Origin of the sequence: Pelomonas sp. Root405 (genome assembly GCF_001425165.1) — a bacterium.
Lineage (GTDB): Bacteria > Pseudomonadota > Gammaproteobacteria > Burkholderiales > Burkholderiaceae_C > Pelomonas.
Map to the genome: position 1 here is coordinate 90,926 of NZ_LMDU01000018.1, position 15,689 is coordinate 106,614.

Sequence of the window (15,689 nt, forward strand, 5' to 3'; positions counted from 1 at the left end):
CTAGCTAAAACGCACGCTCGCTTCGAAGCCCGGGCTGGCGTTCCTCAGCGCCAGCCCGCTGCCATGCGCCTCGGCCACCAGGCGGCACAGGCACAGCCCGAGGCCCACACCGCCCTCGTGCCGGCTTCGAGCAGCATCGGGACGGTAAAAGGGCTGACCAAGTTGCGCCAGGGCTTCGGGCGGCACACCGGCGCCGAAGTCGCGCACGCACAGGCGAACGCCGCCTCCCTCTTGGCGGAGCGAGACCTGCACGTCGCCACGCGCTGAGTCGTTATGCCTCAACGCGTTGTGGACGAGGTTGCGCAGCAGAAGCTGGACGCGCAGCCGGTCCAGCTTCAAGGTCGGCAGATCGGCCTCGATGTGCAGCACCACGCCCGGCTGCGCCTGCTCGCGGGCCAGTTCCGCCAGATCGCAGTCGACGAGCTGCAGGGCGCTGTGTCCGCTGCCCAGGCGCTCGCTTTCCAGCAGCGCCGTGATCAGGTCGCGCATTTGCGCCAGCTCGTCCAGCAGCGCATCGCGCGACTCGCCTTCGCCGACCATCTCGGCGTGCAGACGTGCCCGGGTCAGCGGGCTGCGCAACTCGTGGCTGATGGCCAGCAGCAGCGCGCGCTTGCCGTCCAGCATGGCCTGGATGTCGGCCGCCATCTGGTTGAAGCGCGTGGCTAGGTCGCCGATCTCGTCACGATGGATGACCGGTACGCGATGCGAGAACTGGCCGCGGCCAAAGGCCTCGGCGCCAACAGCCAGCGCATGCAGGGGGCCCACCATGTGGCGGATGGCGCCGAAGGCGCAGCCGGTGACCAGCAGCACCGCCGGCACCGCCCACAGCAGGCCGTAGGGGTTGCCCATGGCCCCCCACAGGATGACGCTGCTGGCCACGGCCAGCACAAGAAAGACGGCGATCAGGCGGGCGCCCAGCGAATGCTTGAACTGCGCGCGCTGACGATGCCAGCGCTGGTGCCAGCGCTCATGCGCCCGCCAGCGCCACGCGCGGTCGCGGCTGAAGCGCTGGGCGCGTTTCTTCTGCCTGCGCTCGCAATGCTCGCGCCAGCGGTGGTCATACGGGTGATGCTTCATCTGACTGGCAGCGCGAAGCAGTAGCCGGCATTGCGCAGTGTCTTCAGCGCCGCCAGCGGTTCCAGCTTCCGCCGCAGCCGGCTGACGAGGATGTCGACCGCACGCGTGAACAGCTCGGCCTCCTGGCCGCGCAGCCGGTTCAGGATGTCATCGCGCGAGAACACCCGGCCGGGCTCCCGGGCCAGCATCAGCAACAGCTCGTACTCGGTACCCGTCAGCTCGATGGCGCCGTTGGCGCCCAGCACCTCGCGGCGGGTCGGGTCGATTTCCAGGCCCTCGAAACTCAGCCTGCCGCTCGTTGCAGGCGCAGCGGCCGCCACCAGCCGGGTGCGCCGCAGGATGGTCTGCAGGCGCGCCGCCAGTTCGCGCGGCTCGAAGGGCTTGGGCAGGTAGTCGTCGGCGCCCAGTTCGAGGCCGACGACCCGGTCAGTCAGGTCGCCGCGCGCGGTCAGCATCAGCACGGGCATGTCGCGCCAGGCGTCATTGCCGCCACGCAGACGCTTGCAGAACTGGAAGCCGTCCATCTCGGGCAGCATGCCGTCGAGGATGAGGGCGTCGAAGCGCTCAGCGGCCAAGCGCGTCAGCGCGGCGCTGGGCCGCGTGACGGCTTCGAGCTGGAAGTCGAAGCGGGCCAGGTATTGCGTCAGCGGCCCGGCCAGCGCCTCGTCATCGTCAATCAGCAGCAGTCGGTGCATGTCGCGGCCCATTCTGCCCGGCACTCTGCGAGGCGCCGGCGGCCCCGCTGCGCTGGGTCATGAAGCGCATCGCCTGGCGCTGCTCGTCGTCCAGCGAATCGAAGAACTCGGCGAAGGCATCAATCACATCGGGTCCGGCGGCACGCATTGCATCCAGCCTGGCATGCAGGAGCTGCTGTGCCTGCTCGCGCTGAAACTGCTCACCCGCGACCAGGGCGGCCAGTTGCGGTGCGCGAGCCAGCGCCGTCAACGCGTCGCGCTGCTGCTGCACCTGCTCGACCCAGGCGGCAAAGCGGCGGCGCTGCGCGTCGTCCAGGTCAAGCCTTGCGCCGACTCGGGCCAGCAGCAGGTGGGCGAAGCCGTCAGCATGGCGGCTGAAATGATGGCCGTGATGGCCGTCCCCAAAGTGATGGCGAAATTCATGGTGGGCGTGCCAGCGACGAAAGAAGTTCATGGGGAGGCTCCGCGGGCTTGTTCAGCCCAGTGGTTGGGACGTCGTCATCATTCCGAGCGCCTCTGCAGAGAGCATCTCGACGCGGTATCGCCGCGTTTCGTTTTGTATCGACGCCCGCCCATAAAATCCGCCGCTTCCCACCGCTGACGACCACGCCCCGTGACCGAACTCGCCAAGTCCTTTGAACCCGCCGCCCTGGAAGCCCAGTGGGGCCCCAAGTGGGAAGCCGCCGGCCTGTACGAGCCGACGCTGGACCCGGCAAAAGCCTCCTTCAGCATCCAGCTGCCGCCGCCCAATGTGACCGGCACGCTGCACATGGGCCACGCCTTCAACCAGACGGTGATGGATTCGCTGACGCGCTACCACCGCATGAAGGGCGACAACACGCTGTGGGTGCCGGGTACCGACCATGCCGGCATTGCCACGCAGATCGTCGTCGAGCGCCAGTTGCAGGCCGCGGGCACCAGCCGCCATGACCTGGGCCGCAAGAACTTCGTCGCGCGCGTGTGGGACTGGAAGCAGGAGTCGGGCAACACCATCACCGGCCAGATGCGCCGCCTGGGCGACTCGGTCAGCTGGGGCCATGAATACTTCACGATGGACGAGAAGCTCTCGGGCGTCGTCGTCGAGACCTTCGTGCGGCTGTACGAGGAAGGCCTGATCTACCGTGGCAAGCGCCTGGTGAGCTGGGACCCGGTGCTGCAGTCCGCCGTGTCGGACCTGGAAGTGACGAGCGAAGAGGAAGACGGCTCGCTGTGGCACATCCGCTATCCGATGGCGGATGGCAGCGGCTCCCTCGTCGTGGCGACGACGCGTCCCGAAACCATGCTCGGTGACACGGCCGTCATGGTCCACCCCGAGGACGAGCGCTACGCCGCGCTGATCGGCAAGCTCGTCAAGCTGCCACTGACGGACCGCGAGATCCCGGTGATCGCCGATGACTACGTGGACCGCGAGTTCGGCACCGGCGTCGTCAAGGTCACGCCGGCGCATGACACCAACGACTACGCCGTCGGCCAGCGCCACAACTTGGCCGTGATCACGGTGCTGGACCTGCAGGCCAAGATCAACGACAACGCGCCCGAGACCTACCGCGGCCTGGACCGCTTCGTCGCCCGCAAGCGCGTCGTGGCCGATCTGGAAGCGCAAGGCCTGCTCGTTGAGGTCAAGAAGCACAAGCTGCAGGTACCGCGCTGCGAGCGCACCGGCCAGGTCATCGAGCCGATGCTGACCGACCAGTGGTTCGTCGCCGTCACCAAACCCAGTGCCGACGGCAAGAGCATCGCCGACAAGGCGATTGCCGCCGTCGAGACCGGCGCGGTCAAGTTCCACCCCGAGCAGTGGGTCAACACCTACAACCACTGGATGGGCAACCTGCAGGACTGGTGCATCTCGCGTCAGCTCTGGTGGGGCCACCAGATCCCGGCCTGGTACGGCGCGGGCGGCGAGCTGTTCGTCGCGCGCAGCGAGGAGGAGGCACAGGCCCGCGCCAAGGCCGCCGGCTACCTGGGCGAGCTGACGCGCGACCCCGACGTGCTGGACACCTGGTACTCGTCGGCGCTGGTGCCGTTCTCCACACTTGGCTGGCCCGAGAAGACGCTGGAGCAGGAGCTGTTCCTGCCCTCCTCGGTGCTCGTCACGGGCTACGACATCATCTTCTTCTGGGTCGCCCGGATGATCATGATGACGACTCACTTCACCGGCCAGGTGCCGTTCAAGGACGTCTACATCCACGGCCTCGTGCGCGACTCGCAGGGCCAGAAGATGAGCAAGAGCGAGGGCAATGTGCTGGACCCGGTGGACCTGATCCAGGGGGTTGACCTCGACACGCTGATCCAGAAATCCACGCTGGGCCTGCGCAAGCCCGAGACGGCGCCCAAGGTCGCGGCCCGCGTGAAGAAGGAGTTCCCCGAAGGCATGCCCGCCTATGGCGCCGACGCACTGCGCTTCACGATGGCGTCGTATGCGAGCCTGGGTCGCAACATCAACTTCGACACCAAGCGCTGCGAGGGCTATCGCAACTTCTGCAACAAGCTCTGGAACGCCACGCGCTTCGTGCTGATGAACACCGAAGGCCAGGACTGCGGCCTCGCGCACGAGCAGGGCCAGTGCCCGCCGGGCTATATGAAGTTCAGCCAGGCCGACCGCTGGATCAGCAGCGAGCTGCAACGTGTCGAGGCTGCCGCCGCCCAAGGCTTTGCCGAGTATCGCCTCGACAATGTCGCCAACGCGGTCTACAGCTTTGTCTGGGACGAGTATTGCGACTGGTACCTGGAGATCGCCAAGGTGCAGATCCAGACCGCCAAGGATGCCGGAGATGAGAGCCAGCAGCGCGCCACCCGCCGCACGCTGATCCGCGTGCTGGAGACGACGCTGCGCCTGCTGCACCCCATCGCACCCTTCATCACCGAGGAGCTGTGGCAGACCGTCGCGCCGGTGGCCGGCCGCAAGGCGACCGACTTCATTGGCCAGGCCGCCTACCCGGTCAGCCAACCCGAGCGCATTGACGCGAAGGCCGATGCCTGGATGGCCCAGTTGAAGGAAGTCGTCGGCGTCACGCGCAGCCTGCGCGGAGAAATGGCCTTGAGCCCGAGCGACCGCGTGCCTCTGCTGGTGGGCGGTGACTTGAGCTTCCTGTCCGAAGCAGCTGCTGTGCTCAAGGTGTTGGCCAAGCTCAGCGCCGTCGAGCTGATCGCCGACGACGCCGAGTTCGCCAGGCAGAGCGCCACCTCACCTGTCTTGGTGTACGGCGCGGCCAAGCTGGCGCTGAAGGTCGAGATCGACGTCGAGGCCGAGCGCGCCCGCCTCACCAAGGAAGCCACGCGCCTGGAAGGCGAGATCACCAAGGCCGAAGCCAAGCTCGGCAACGAGAGCTTCGTCGCCCGTGCACCGGCCGCCGTCGTGGAGCAGGAGCGCGCGCGCGTGGCCGGCTTCAAGGAGACGGTGCTGCGCCTGCGCGAGCAGCTCGCCCGCTTGCCCGCTCAGTAGACGTCGGCTGCTTTCACGGGGGCCTTGTTGCCCGCCGGCGACGGGCGCAGCAGCTCGTCAAGGCAGCGCGCCACCGCCCAGGCCGCACGCACCCGGGACTCGCGCGTCGTGCCCGCCAGGCGCGGTGTGACCTGCAGCGTGGCGATGCCGTGCAGCGCCCGGCCGGATTCCAGCCAGCCCGGCTCCAGGCTGTCGAACCAGGCCGCGCGCAGCTTGCCACTGCGCAATGCCCCGGCCAGCGCTGCCTCGTCCATCAGGCCGGAATGGCTCAAGCCGACGACGACCTGGCCGGCACGGGCGCTTTCCAAGTGGCGCTCGCCGATCAGGCCGCGGAAGCGCTCGAAATAAGGCAGCAGCAGCACCAGGCCGTCGCTCTGCGCCACCAGCTCGCTCAAGGAGACGGCTTCGATGCCCCAGCGCGCCCAGGTCGCGTCGCTGGGATGCAGGGCGGGGTCGTAGCCCACGACGCGCGAACCGAAGGCATGCAGCAGCTGCGTCAGCACCTGGGCCGCCGGCGTCAGGCCCAGCAGGCCGACAGTCGAACAGCCGAGCTCGCGACCGACCTTGAGGCCGTCGCTGCCCTCGATGGGCACGCGGCGCAGCAGGCTCAACAGCGCGCCGATGGCGAACTCCGCCTCGGCACTGGCCGTTGAGGCCTGGGAGCGCACAACTTCCACCCGGGCTTTGCGGCAAGCATCGAGGTCGATGTTCTCGGCGCCGCCGCTGGCGCGGCCGATGGCCAGCAGTGTCGGCGCACTGCGCAACAGCTTGGCGTCGATGCGGACCTCGGGCGGCGCAATCAGCGCGCGCGAGTCGCGCAAGGCGTCGAACAGGCCATCCGTGTCTCCGATGAGTTCGGGCGCAAAACGGGCGTCGTGGCGCTCGGCAAGCCACTGCACCACATCGGCTTCCAGCGGTTCGAGGATCAGGACAGTCATGAGTGTGGCGTCCAGCCGACTGGCGGGCGGGCGCCGGGGTGTTCGTTTCAGGGATAGGGCCGGCGTCCTACGCAGACCGTCACACCCTGCATGACAGAATCCGCGCGCCCCCCGTCAAACGAGTTTACGTTCATGGCCTCTTCGCCCAAATCGCCGATCACCAAAGCCATTTTTCCGGTCGCTGGCCTCGGCACGCGCTTCCTGCCGGCCACCAAGGCCCAGCCCAAGGAAATGCTGCCGGTTGTCGACAAGCCGCTGATCCAGTACGCGGTGGAAGAAGCCTATGCCGCTGGCGTGCGGGAAATGATCTTCGTGACCGGCCGCCACAAGCGGCCCATCGAAGACCACTTCGACATGACCTTCGAGCTCGAAGTGGCCCTCGAAAAATCCGGCAAGCAGGACCTGCTGGACGTCGTGCGCAGCGTCAAGCCCGACGACATGGAATGCATCTATGTGCGCCAGGCCCAGGCCCTCGGCCTTGGCCATGCGGTGCTCTGCGGCCAACGACTGGTCGGCAACGAGCCGTTTGCCGTGCTGCTGGCCGACGATCTGATGGTGGGACCGACCCCGGATCGGCCGATCCTCAAGCAGATGGTCGAGCAGTTCGCCGACTGGCGCGCCTCCATCCTCGCCGTACAAGAAGTGCCCGCCGAACACACGCGCCGTTACGGCATCGTCGCCGGCACCCAGGTCAACGACAACCTGATGGACGTCAACCGCATCGTTGAGAAGCCGGCGCCCGAGGAGGCGCCGTCGCGCCTGGGCGTGGCCGGCCGCTACATCCTGACGCCGGGCGTCTTCCACGAAATCGCCAACCAGCCGCGCGGCGTTGGCGGCGAGATCCAGCTGACCGATGGCATCGCCGGCCTGCTGCGTCGCGAAAAGGTGTTTGCCTATCGCTATGACGGCAAGCGCTATGACTGCGGTAGCAAGGAAGGCTTCCTGCAGGCGAATGTGGAGCTGGCCCTGGCCCATGCGCAGCTCGGCCCCGGCTTCAAGGAATTCCTGCAGGGTCTCGACCTTTAAGGCATTGCGGGGCAGACCCGCCCTGTTCCCGGCCGACCGCCCCCCCCGCTCAGCGCCTGCGCAAGACATGCATGAACTCGTCGCCTGACGAGTTCTGCTCCACCAATTCATTGCCGGTCTGGCGCGCAAAGGCCTGGAAGTCGCGCGTCGAGCTGGGGTCGGTAGCGACGACGCGCAGCAACTCGCCGCTCTGCATCTCGGCCAGCGCCTTCTTGGCCTTCAGGATGGGCAGCGGGCAGTTCAGGCCCCGGGTGTCAATTTCGCGTTGGACATCCATCGCTTCAGTCTTTCTTCAAATCCATCCACTGCGGCTCGATGCCGCGTGAGCGCAGCCAGGTGGCCAGCGCCTGGCCGGTGCCCTGCGGCCAGCAGCGTACATCCTCAGGCGCAATCAGCTTGTACTCGGCCAGTTCCGGCGACAGCCGGATGTCGCCCCGCGCCGCCGCATGGTAGGCAATGATGATCTGGTTCATGCGCTGGAAGTCCCAGACGCCGAGCAGGCTCAGGCTGTCGACCTCCAGCGAGGTTTCCTCGGCGATCTCACGGCGGATGCCCTCCTCCGGCGTCTCGCCGGATTCCATGAAACCGGTGATCAGACCGAAGAAGCGCCCCGGCCAGGCTGCATTGCGGGCGAGCAGCACCTGCCCGTTGCGGTCCGTGCATTCGATGACCGCGGCCAGCACCGGCGTCGGGTTGTTCCAGTGCGTGAAGCCGCAGGCCGGGCAGCGCAGGCGCTCCTTGTCGCCGCCATCCTCGGCTTGCGTGATGAGGGCCAGTTCGGTCGCGCAGTCGGGGCAGAAGCGATACGGCTTCATGCGGGAAACACACCCGTCGACAGATAGCGGTCGCCACGGTCGCAGACGATGAAGGCGATGGTCGCGTTCTCGACGCGGCGCGCGATCTGCAGCGCGACCCAGCACGCGCCGGCGGCCGAGATGCCGGCAAACAGGCCTTCCTCCCGGGCCAGGCGGCGCGCCATGTCTTCGGCATCGCTCTGGCTCACCAGCACCAGTTCGTCCACGCCGCTGGGCTCATAGATTTTGGGCAGGTAGGCCTCGGGCCATTTGCGGATGCCGGGGATGCGTGAGCCCTCGGCGGGCTGCGCGCCGACGATGCGCACGGCCGAGTTCTTCTCCTTCAAGTAGCGCGACACGCCGGTGATGGTGCCGGTCGTGCCCATCGCGCTGACGAAATGGGTGATGCGCCCGCCGGTGTCCGTCCACAACTCGGGGCCGGTGGTCTCGTAATGCACGCGCGGGTTGTCGGCATTGGCGAACTGGTCCAGCACGCGGCCCTTGCCTTCGCCGGCCATCTGCTCGGCCAGGTCGCGGGCGTATTCCATGCCACCGGTCTTGGGCGTCAGGATCAGCTCGGCACCGAAGGCCTTCATCGTCTGTGCACGCTCGATGGACAGGTCCTCCGGCATGATCAGCACCATGCGATAGCCGCGGATCGCGGCGGCCATCGCCAGCGCGATGCCGGTATTGCCCGACGTTGCCTCGATCAAGGTGTCGCCGGGCTTGATCTCGCCGCGCTCCTCGGCGCGCTTGATCATGCTGATGGCGGGCCGGTCCTTCACCGAGCCGGCCGGGTTGTTGCCTTCGAGCTTGGCCAGGATCACGTTGCCGCGCGCATCGTCACCGGGCAGTCGCTGCAGGCGCACGAGCGGCGTCGCACCGATGACGTCTTCGAGGGTCAGATAGTTCATGACGCTGATTGTGGCAGCGCACGCGAAACCCGAGCCTTGGCGAGTGCATAATCCAGCCCCTCGCTGCCTCCAGCGAGAAGCTGTTTCCGACGGGCCCGGGTGGCGAAATCGGTAGACGCAGGGGACTCAAAATCCCCCGCCGCAAGGTGTGCCGGTTCGAGTCCGGCCCCGGGCACCAGGCGAAACAGCAGGCCGGCATGTGCTGGCATACTCAAAACGGTAAGCGCCGGCTCTCCCGGTGCATGCGCCCCCTGAGGGCGCGCCGCCCCACCCTCATGCCTCCGCTGCCCACGGTCACCAAAGCCTTCCTGCTGGCTTGCGTCGGTGTCTTCTGCTTCTTCATCCTCTTTCCCAGCCTCGCCTTCTGGTTCGAGCTGTGGCCGCTGGCCTCGGGCGCCTTCATGCCCTGGCAGCTGTTGAGCTATGCCTTCCTGCATGGTGACTTCACGCACCTGCTGTTCAACATGCTGGGCCTGTGGATGTTCGGCGGCGAGCTGGAGCGGGTCTGGGGACCGAAGCGCTACACGCAGATCCTGATCGCCAGCGCGCTGACTGCCGCCCTGGTGCAGTTGCTCTTCACCTGGTTCATCGGCGCCCGCTCGCCGACGGTGGGCGCCTCGGGCGCCATCTTCGGCCTGCTGCTGTCCTTCGGCATGCTGTTTCCCAACCGCATCATCGTGCCGCTGATCCCGCCCATCCCGATGAAGGCCAAGTACTTCGTCGCGATCTTCGGCGGGCTGGAACTCATCCTCGGCTTCAACCGCAGCAGCGGCGTGGCGCACTTCGCACACCTCGGCGGCATGCTCGGCGCCTGGCTGCTGATCCGTCACTGGCGCTCGCCGCGCCGCCGCGGTTAGAGCCCTTCCGCCGGCGTCGGATAGCGCAGCCGCAGCCGCAGCTCACGCTTCAGACGGGCATTGCCCAGCCGGCGGGATTCGCTCCAGAAGCTCAGCTGCATCGCGCTCATGCGCTCGGCGGCTTCGGCGCGTGAGATCCGCTCGGGCCGTGGCAGGCCGGCGAGGTCGGCAGCAAGGTCGAAGTAGTCGCCCATCAGCAGATTGCTGTCGTCGCAGACATTGACCGCCCGCTGCGGCAGGCCGCGCAGCAGCGCGAGCAAGCAGGCACGGGCCAGGTCGTCGGCGTGAATGTGGTTGGTGAACACATCGTCCTCGCGCCTGAGCACCGGCGTGCCGCGTGCCAGGCGCTCGCGGGGATGGCCGCCTTCGCGGTCGCGCGCATAGATGCCGGGAATGCGCAGCAGGCTGACGCGCGTGCCATGGTGGCGGCCGAAGGCGCGCAGCTGGGCCTCGGCGTCGACGCGGCGTTGCGCGCGGTCGGTGCCCGGGTTCAGCGCGCGGGTCTCGTCGATCAGCGCACCGCCGCAATCGCCATAGACGCCGGTCGTGCTGCCATAGACCAGGACTTCCGGCGGCCGGCATGCCAGGGCGGCCAGCAGGTGCCGGGTGCGTGAGTCCGACGCACCCGTGCGGGCCGGTGGCGCGAGATGCAGCACCCGGTCCGCCAGGCCGGCCAGCCGCGCCAGCGTCGCTGGCTCGTCGAGATTGCCGATCAGCGGCACCGCCCCGGCCGCGCGCAGTTCGGCCGCGCGCGCCGGTTGGGAGGTCAACGCGAAAACGCGCCAGCGGCCGGCCAGCGCCCCCAGCACGCGCAGGCCGACGTCGCCGCAGCCGATGATCAGAAGTCGTGGGGTCAAACGGGCCTCGGGCAAAATGCGGCGCAGTCTACGGCCCCGGGATCTCGCGCGGGGCCGCTGCTTTTCAGGAAGCCATGTCCCACCAGATCACGATCCAGCCCGCCGGCCGCGTCTACCAGACCGAGGGCGACGACACCCTGCTTGCCGCCGCCATCCGCAACGGCGTCGGCCTGCCCTACGGCTGCAAGGACGGCGCCTGTGGCTCCTGCAAGAGCAAGCTGCTCGAAGGCGCCGTCATCCACGGCAACCACCAGCCCAAGGCGCTCTCGGCGGAGGAAGAGGCCGCAGGGTTCGTGCTGACCTGCTGCGCACGGCCCCAGACCGACTGCACCGTCGAGGCCCGCACCGTGCCCGGCGCCGGCGAGTTCCCGGTGCTGAAGCTGCCCACGCGCGTCGCCGCGATGCTGCGGCCGGCACCCGACGTGGCCGTGCTGACCATGCAGCTCGCGGCGAACCAGAACTTCCAGTTCCGGGCCGGCCAGTACGTCGAATTCATCCTGCGCGACGGCTCGCGCCGCAGCTACTCGATGGCCAACGCGCCGCACACGCTGCCGGGCCAGATCGAGCTGCACATCCGCCACATGCCCGGCGGCAAGTTCACCGACCATGTCTTCGGCGCCCTCAAGGAGAAGGACATCCTGCGCATGGAGGGTCCGTTCGGCAGCTTCTTCCTGCGCGAGGACAGCGACAAGCCCATCGTGCTGCTGGCCAGCGGCACCGGCTTTGCGCCCATCAAGGCCATCATCGAGCGCGCGCGTCATATCGAGTCCAAGCGCCCCATGGTGCTGTACTGGGGGGCGCGCAAGCAGGCCGACCTCTACCTGAACGACTGGGCGGCACTGATCGCTGCCGAATCTGCCAATGTGGGGCCGCAGCTGACCTATGTGCCGGTGCTGTCCGAGCCCGACGAGGGCTGGACGGGCCGCACTGGCTTCGTGCACCGAGCCGTCATGGAAGACTTGGCCGACCTGTCGGGCCACCAGGTCTATGCCTGCGGTGCGCCCATCATGGTCGACTCCGCGCACAAAGACTTCGTTGCGCAGTGCGGGTTGCCTGACAGCGAGTTCTATGCGGACGCCTTCACGTCAGAAGCGGACAAGCACTGATGTTCGAGCCGCCGTGGACGCCGCCCGCTGAACTGGTCGACGCGCTCAGGCGCGATGGGGAGGCCGTCCTCGCGCCGGCTTCGCTAGATGCGCTGGGCGCCTGCGCCGCCGACCTCGACGCGCTCAAGCCCTGCTGGGACGACCTGCCGCCCGACGGCTATCTGCGCGACGGCGGCCGCTACCGCTTCCGGCGTCATGGCTGCTTCGTCGCCGACGGCGGCATGCTGACGCTGAGCCCTCACCGCGCCCACTGGCAGCCGCTGGACTACAACGCACTGCACGGCGGCATCCAGCGCTGGTTCGTGCCGCTGGCGCAGGAGATGGTCAATTCACCCGCCTGGACCGCCCTGCTGCTGGGCCTGGCCAAAACGGCCTCGGCGCTCAAGGGCGAGCAGCCCTGGTTCATCGAAGCCCATCCCTTCCGCATCGACACCAGCGACGGCATCGGCCGGCCCACGCCCGAGGGCGCCCACCGTGACGGCGTGGACCTGGTGGCCGTCCTCTTCGTTGGCCGCCACGGCGTCAAGGGCGGCGAGTCGCGTGTGTTCGAGGCGCACGGCCCGGCCGGCCAGCGCTTCACGATGACCGAACCGTGGACGACGCTGCTGCTGGACGACGCCCGCGTCATCCACGAGACCACGCCCATCCAGCCCATCACCGCGGGCGAGCGCGGCTGGCGCGACACGCTGGTCATCACCCTCCGAAGCGGCGGCTTCCAGGGCCCCTGACCGCGATGCGCCGATAAACTGTCGACGGCCGCGCCAAAAGCGTGGCCGTTCTTCTTTCACTGCCGCGCCAAAAGCGCCGACCGTCATGAACCCCACCTCCCTCTTCGGCCTGCCCGAGCAAGCCGCCCACGAGCGCGTGCTGCTCGCCACCGACCCGGCCACCGGCCTCAAGGCCATCCTCGCCGTGCACAGCACCGCCCGCGGTCCCGCCTTCGGCGGATGCCGCCTGTGGCACTACGACAGTGAACTCGCCGCGCTGAACGACGCGTTGCGCCTGTCCCAGGGCATGAGCCTGAAGAACGCGCTCGCCGACCTGCCCTTCGGCGGCGGCAAGGCGGTCATCCTCAAGCCCGAGGGTCAGTTCGACCGCGCTGCCCTCTTCGCCGCCTTCGGCCGCGCCGTGCAGTCGCTGAACGGCGCCTACATCACGGCCGAGGACGTCGGCACGACCACTGCCGACATGCGCGGCATGCAGGCGCAAACGTCCTATGTGAGCGGCATCCCGCGCGAAGGCGCCTTCGGTGGTGACCCCAGCCCGAAGACGGCCTGGGGCGTGTTCGTGTCCATCCAGGCGGGTGCCCGCCTGGTCCTGGGCCGCTCCTCGCTGGACGGCGTGCGCGTCGCGCTGCAAGGCCTGGGCGCCGTCGGCTGGCATCTGGCCGAGTTCCTGCACAAGGCCGGCGCCAGGCTGGTGGTCGCCGACGTCGATGCCGCCAAGGTCGAGCGCGCGGTGGCGCAGTTCGGCGCGACGGCCGTGAGCGTGGCGGACATCCTCGCCGCCGACGTCGACGTGCTGGCGCCCTGCGCGCTGGGCGCTTCGCTCAACGAGCAGACCGTGCCGACATTGCGCGCCAAGCTCATTGCCGGCGCGGCCAACAACCAGCTCGCCACGGCCGCCGACGGCGACGCGCTGCAGCGCCGGGGCATCTGCTACCTGCCCGACTACCTGGTGAATGCCGGCGGCATCATCAGCGTCGCCCGCGAGTACCGCAACGAGGGCGAGGAGACGGCCGTGATGGCCGAGGTCAGCAAGATCGCTGAACGCGTCGAAGAGCTGCTGCAACGCGTGCAGAAAGCCGACTCGACGCCCGCCCGCGTGGCCGACGACTGGGCACGGTCCAAGCTGGTCCGGCTTGGCTGAGCCCAGCCTCTCGCCCCTCGCATCGAGACGCCCGTCCCCCCGGGCGTTTTCGCATGCCTAGACTGCTGCATGCTTCCCTATCGCGTACTGGTCATCGGCGGATATGGCTTCTTCGGGCGCCGGCTTGTAGCGCGGCTGGCTGGGCAGCCAGGCCTGCACATCACCGTGGCCGGCCGTTCTGTGGCTCGTGGCCAGGCGTTGATCGATGGGCTAAGCCATCAGGCGCATGCAAAACTGAGCTGCACCGCCCTGGATGTGCATGCCCCTGCCTTGGCCGACAAGCTCAAGGCGATGGAACCCCAGGTCACGATTCACACGTCGGGGCCGTTCCAGGGGCAGGGATACCAGGTCGCCAGGGCCTGCATCGAGGCCGGCTCGCACTACATCGACCTAGCCGACAGCCGTGAGTTCGTCAACGGCATCGGCAGCCTGGATGAGGCGGCTCATGCCCGCGGCCTGAGCGTCATCAGCGGTGCGAGTTCGGTGCCTGCGCTGTCCGATGCAGTGGCGAACGAACTGGCACGCGGGTTGGTCCACATCAATCATCTCGACATCGGCATCAGCCCGGGCAACCGCACCGAGCGCGGCCTGGCGACGGTCAGCGCCATCCTCAGCTACTGCGGCAAGCCGTTGCCGTCACCGGCCAGCCGCACGAGCTTTGGTTGGACCGGCAGCCGCCGGCACAGCTATCCGGCGCCGGTGGGCGACCGGCTGCTGTCGCCTTGCGATGTGCCGGACCTGGTCCTGTTGCCCGCGCGCTTTGCCGGCCGCCCCTCGATCATCTTTGGCGCCGGGCTTGAACTGCCCTTCCTGCACCGCGGCATGAATGTGATGGCGCTGTTGACCCGGCTCGGCGTCGTCACCGACTGGTCGCGCCACGCCGCGCTGCTCAAGCGCATCGCCGACCGTTTCAGCGCGCTCGGGTCGGACGCCGGCGCCATGCATGTCAGCGTGAGCGGCGAGACCCCCGAGGGCATCAGGCGCACGCGCACCTGGCACCTCGTCGCGACGCAGGGCGACGGCCCCTTCGTGCCCACTTTGGCCGCGGCAGCGTTGGTTCGCAGGCTGCAGCAGGGCGATGCCGGGCTGACCGGTGCCAGGGCCTGCGTGGGCCTGCTGTCGCTGCAAGACTTCGCCCGAGAATCCGAGGGACTGCACATCACCATGAACGAAGCGCCGCCCGTCGACCACCAAAGCCTGTACGAACATGTCCTGGGCCCGAGCTATGCGGCGTTGCCGCCGGCGTTGTCGAGGTTTCATCGGCTGACCGGGCATACCGTGTTGCACGGCTGGGTGGAGACCGAGGCGCCCGGCTCGGCACTGGCGCGGCTGCTGGCGCGCTGCCTGGGCACGCCACTGCGGGAGGGCAGCGGCGCACTCAGGTTCGAGCTCGACGCCAGCCCGCATGGCGAATGCTGGACGCGCCATTTCCCGACGCGGACCATGACCTCGCGCATGCGCCTGGTCGCCGGCAAGATCGAGGAAAAGCTGGGCGCCGCCCGGCTGACCTTCGGGCTGAGCGTCGTCGAAGGTGCGCTGAAGATGCGGCTCGAACGCCTGCGCTTCTTGGGCATTCCCTGCCCGCGGTGGCTAATGCCCGAGGTCGTGGCCGAAGAGTCCGGCAGCGAGAACAAGCTGCACTTCCGGGTGGCCGCCAGGCTGCCGCTGCTCGGCACCGTCGCCAGCTACCGCGGCCACCTCGACCTCGGCGAGGCGCCCTCGTGATCATCGTCTTCGACGCCCAATGCCTGCTCTGCAATGGCTGGGTGCAGTTCATCCTGCGCCATAACCGCGCGGCCAGCTTTCGCTTCGCCTCCATGCAGGGTGCAGTGGGCCAGCGGCTGCTGGCGGCCGAAGGCTTGAAGCCGGAAGGTCTGCAGACGCTGTTGCTGGTCGACGGACCGCGCGCCTGGCAGCACACCGCGGCAATCCTGCGCGTGCTGGACGGCCTGGGCTGGCCCTGGCGCCTGGCCTGGATCACGTGGCTGGTGCCGGGCTTCGTGCGGGATCCCTTGTACCGGTGGGTCGCAAGGAACCGCTATCGCTGGTTCGGGCGCTCCGACGTCTGCCTGCGCCCTGCACCCGAGCACGCCGCCCGGTTCCTGGATTGAACC

The 15,689-nt window shown here is 68.3% G+C and carries 16 protein-coding genes, 1 tRNA gene and 1 pseudogene; 10 read left to right on the forward strand and 8 right to left on the reverse strand.

Going from position 1 to position 15,689, the window contains the following annotated elements:
• Genes ASC81_RS25805 through ASC81_RS28320 form a run of 3 tightly spaced genes read right to left on the reverse strand, consistent with a single transcriptional unit; the run spans position 1 to position 2,226 of the window.
• The gene (locus tag ASC81_RS25805) at positions 1-1,077 is read right to left on the reverse strand and encodes an ATP-binding protein (protein WP_056274196.1); all 1,077 of its coding nucleotides are present in this window, start codon (positions 1,075-1,077) and stop codon (positions 1-3) included.
• Positions 1,074-1,772 carry a response regulator transcription factor gene (locus ASC81_RS25810; RefSeq protein WP_056274494.1) on the reverse strand — a complete coding sequence of 233 codons (699 nt, stop codon included), beginning with the start codon at positions 1,770-1,772 and terminating at the stop codon, positions 1,074-1,076. The genes ASC81_RS25805 and ASC81_RS25810 overlap by 4 nt, the downstream gene beginning before the upstream one ends.
• The gene (locus ASC81_RS28320) at positions 1,750-2,226 is read right to left on the reverse strand and encodes a Spy/CpxP family protein refolding chaperone (RefSeq protein ID WP_056274199.1); all 477 of its coding nucleotides are present in this window, start codon (positions 2,224-2,226) and stop codon (positions 1,750-1,752) included. Before ASC81_RS28320 ends, ASC81_RS25810 begins: the two co-directional genes overlap by 23 nt.
• A 159-nt stretch (positions 2,227-2,385) precedes the next feature.
• Here ASC81_RS28320 and ASC81_RS25820 point away from each other — a divergent pair, with 159 nt between their 5' ends.
• Positions 2,386-5,214, forward strand: coding sequence for a valine--tRNA ligase (locus tag ASC81_RS25820; RefSeq protein WP_056274201.1), 2,829 nt, complete (start codon positions 2,386-2,388; stop codon positions 5,212-5,214).
• Here ASC81_RS25820 and ASC81_RS25825 read toward each other — a convergent pair.
• Positions 5,208-6,152: a D-isomer specific 2-hydroxyacid dehydrogenase family protein gene (locus tag ASC81_RS25825; protein ID WP_056274204.1), complete on the reverse strand. Its 945-nt coding sequence runs from the start codon at positions 6,150-6,152 to the stop codon at positions 5,208-5,210. The two genes, ASC81_RS25820 and ASC81_RS25825, sit on opposite strands and share 7 nt — an antisense overlap.
• A 132-nt stretch (positions 6,153-6,284) precedes the next feature.
• Here ASC81_RS25825 and galU point away from each other — a divergent pair, with 132 nt between their 5' ends.
• Entirely contained in the window at positions 6,285-7,178 is an 894-nt protein-coding gene (galU, locus tag ASC81_RS25830; RefSeq protein ID WP_056274207.1) for a UTP--glucose-1-phosphate uridylyltransferase GalU, read from the forward strand.
• A 49-nt stretch (positions 7,179-7,227) separates the two neighbouring features.
• Here galU and ASC81_RS25835 read toward each other — a convergent pair whose 3' ends face one another.
• The 3 genes from ASC81_RS25835 to cysM are packed head-to-tail and all read right to left on the reverse strand — an operon-like array spanning position 7,228 to position 8,886.
• Positions 7,228-7,455 carry a sulfurtransferase TusA family protein gene (locus ASC81_RS25835; protein ID WP_056274210.1) on the reverse strand — a complete coding sequence of 76 codons (228 nt, stop codon included), beginning with the start codon at positions 7,453-7,455 and terminating at the stop codon, positions 7,228-7,230.
• A gap of 4 nt (positions 7,456-7,459) precedes the next feature.
• Positions 7,460-7,993: an NUDIX domain-containing protein gene (locus ASC81_RS25840; RefSeq protein ID WP_056274213.1), complete on the reverse strand. Its 534-nt coding sequence runs from the start codon at positions 7,991-7,993 to the stop codon at positions 7,460-7,462.
• On the reverse strand, positions 7,990-8,886 hold the full coding sequence (cysM, locus tag ASC81_RS25845; protein WP_056274216.1) for a cysteine synthase CysM: 897 nt from the start codon (positions 8,884-8,886) through the stop codon (positions 7,990-7,992). The genes ASC81_RS25840 and cysM overlap by 4 nt, the downstream gene beginning before the upstream one ends.
• A gap of 93 nt (positions 8,887-8,979) precedes the next feature.
• On the opposite strand from cysM, the gene ASC81_RS25850 reads away from it, so the two are divergent.
• Positions 8,980-9,064, forward strand: a tRNA-Leu gene (locus ASC81_RS25850).
• Positions 9,065-9,161: 97 nt separating this feature from the next.
• A complete protein-coding gene (locus ASC81_RS25855) occupies positions 9,162-9,743 on the forward strand; it encodes a rhomboid family intramembrane serine protease (RefSeq protein ID WP_056274218.1) in 582 nt (193 codons plus the stop codon).
• Here the strand turns inward: ASC81_RS25855 and ASC81_RS25860 are convergent.
• On the reverse strand, positions 9,740-10,600 hold the full coding sequence (locus ASC81_RS25860; protein WP_369820878.1) for an NAD-dependent epimerase/dehydratase family protein: 861 nt from the start codon (positions 10,598-10,600) through the stop codon (positions 9,740-9,742). The genes ASC81_RS25855 and ASC81_RS25860 overlap by 4 nt on opposite strands.
• Positions 10,601-10,674: 74 nt before the next feature.
• On the opposite strand from ASC81_RS25860, the gene ASC81_RS25865 reads away from it, so the two are divergent.
• The 6 genes and pseudogenes from ASC81_RS25865 (at position 10,675) to ASC81_RS25885 (ending at position 15,686) form a co-directional block, all read left to right on the forward strand.
• Complete coding sequence (locus ASC81_RS25865) at positions 10,675-11,706, forward strand: CDP-6-deoxy-delta-3,4-glucoseen reductase (protein WP_056274225.1); 1,032 nt, start codon at positions 10,675-10,677, stop codon at positions 11,704-11,706.
• On the forward strand, positions 11,706-12,434 hold the full coding sequence (locus ASC81_RS25870) for a 2OG-Fe dioxygenase family protein (RefSeq protein WP_056274229.1): 729 nt from the start codon (positions 11,706-11,708) through the stop codon (positions 12,432-12,434). The genes ASC81_RS25865 and ASC81_RS25870 overlap by 1 nt, the downstream gene beginning before the upstream one ends.
• Positions 12,435-12,519: 85 nt before the next feature.
• The gene (locus ASC81_RS25875) at positions 12,520-13,575 is read left to right on the forward strand and encodes a Glu/Leu/Phe/Val dehydrogenase dimerization domain-containing protein (RefSeq protein WP_056274232.1); all 1,056 of its coding nucleotides are present in this window, start codon (positions 12,520-12,522) and stop codon (positions 13,573-13,575) included.
• A 69-nt stretch (positions 13,576-13,644) separates the two neighbouring features.
• A pseudogene (locus ASC81_RS25880) lies at positions 13,645-14,754 on the forward strand (saccharopine dehydrogenase NADP-binding domain-containing protein); the annotation flags it as partial.
• A complete protein-coding gene (locus tag ASC81_RS27610; protein WP_200946991.1) occupies positions 14,740-15,300 on the forward strand; it encodes a DUF4166 domain-containing protein in 561 nt (186 codons plus the stop codon). The pseudogene ASC81_RS25880 and the gene ASC81_RS27610, both read left to right, overlap by 15 nt.
• Positions 15,297-15,686: a thiol-disulfide oxidoreductase DCC family protein gene (locus tag ASC81_RS25885; protein WP_056274235.1), complete on the forward strand. Its 390-nt coding sequence runs from the start codon at positions 15,297-15,299 to the stop codon at positions 15,684-15,686. The genes ASC81_RS27610 and ASC81_RS25885 overlap by 4 nt, the downstream gene beginning before the upstream one ends.
• The last annotated feature ends 3 nt before the right edge of the window (positions 15,687-15,689 follow it).

Coding starts and splice junctions, on each gene's coding strand:
- ASC81_RS25805 (WP_056274196.1), bottom strand. CDS start 1,077: ATGAAGCATCACCCGTATGACCACCGCTGGCGCGAGCATTGCGAGCGC.
- ASC81_RS25810 (WP_056274494.1), bottom strand. CDS start 1,772: ATGCACCGACTGCTGCTGATTGACGATGACGAGGCGCTGGCCGGGCCG.
- ASC81_RS28320 (WP_056274199.1), bottom strand. CDS start 2,226: ATGAACTTCTTTCGTCGCTGGCACGCCCACCATGAATTTCGCCATCAC.
- ASC81_RS25825 (WP_056274204.1), bottom strand. CDS start 6,152: ATGACTGTCCTGATCCTCGAACCGCTGGAAGCCGATGTGGTGCAGTGG.
- galU (WP_056274207.1), top strand. CDS start 6,285: ATGGCCTCTTCGCCCAAATCGCCGATCACCAAAGCCATTTTTCCGGTC.
- ASC81_RS25835 (WP_056274210.1), bottom strand. CDS start 7,455: ATGGATGTCCAACGCGAAATTGACACCCGGGGCCTGAACTGCCCGCTG.
- ASC81_RS25840 (WP_056274213.1), bottom strand. CDS start 7,993: ATGAAGCCGTATCGCTTCTGCCCCGACTGCGCGACCGAACTGGCCCTC.
- cysM (WP_056274216.1), bottom strand. CDS start 8,886: ATGAACTATCTGACCCTCGAAGACGTCATCGGTGCGACGCCGCTCGTG.
- ASC81_RS25855 (WP_056274218.1), top strand. CDS start 9,162: ATGCCTCCGCTGCCCACGGTCACCAAAGCCTTCCTGCTGGCTTGCGTC.
- ASC81_RS25865 (WP_056274225.1), top strand. CDS start 10,675: ATGTCCCACCAGATCACGATCCAGCCCGCCGGCCGCGTCTACCAGACC.
- ASC81_RS25870 (WP_056274229.1), top strand. CDS start 11,706: ATGTTCGAGCCGCCGTGGACGCCGCCCGCTGAACTGGTCGACGCGCTC.
- ASC81_RS25875 (WP_056274232.1), top strand. CDS start 12,520: ATGAACCCCACCTCCCTCTTCGGCCTGCCCGAGCAAGCCGCCCACGAG.
- ASC81_RS27610 (WP_200946991.1), top strand. CDS start 14,740: ATGAACGAAGCGCCGCCCGTCGACCACCAAAGCCTGTACGAACATGTC.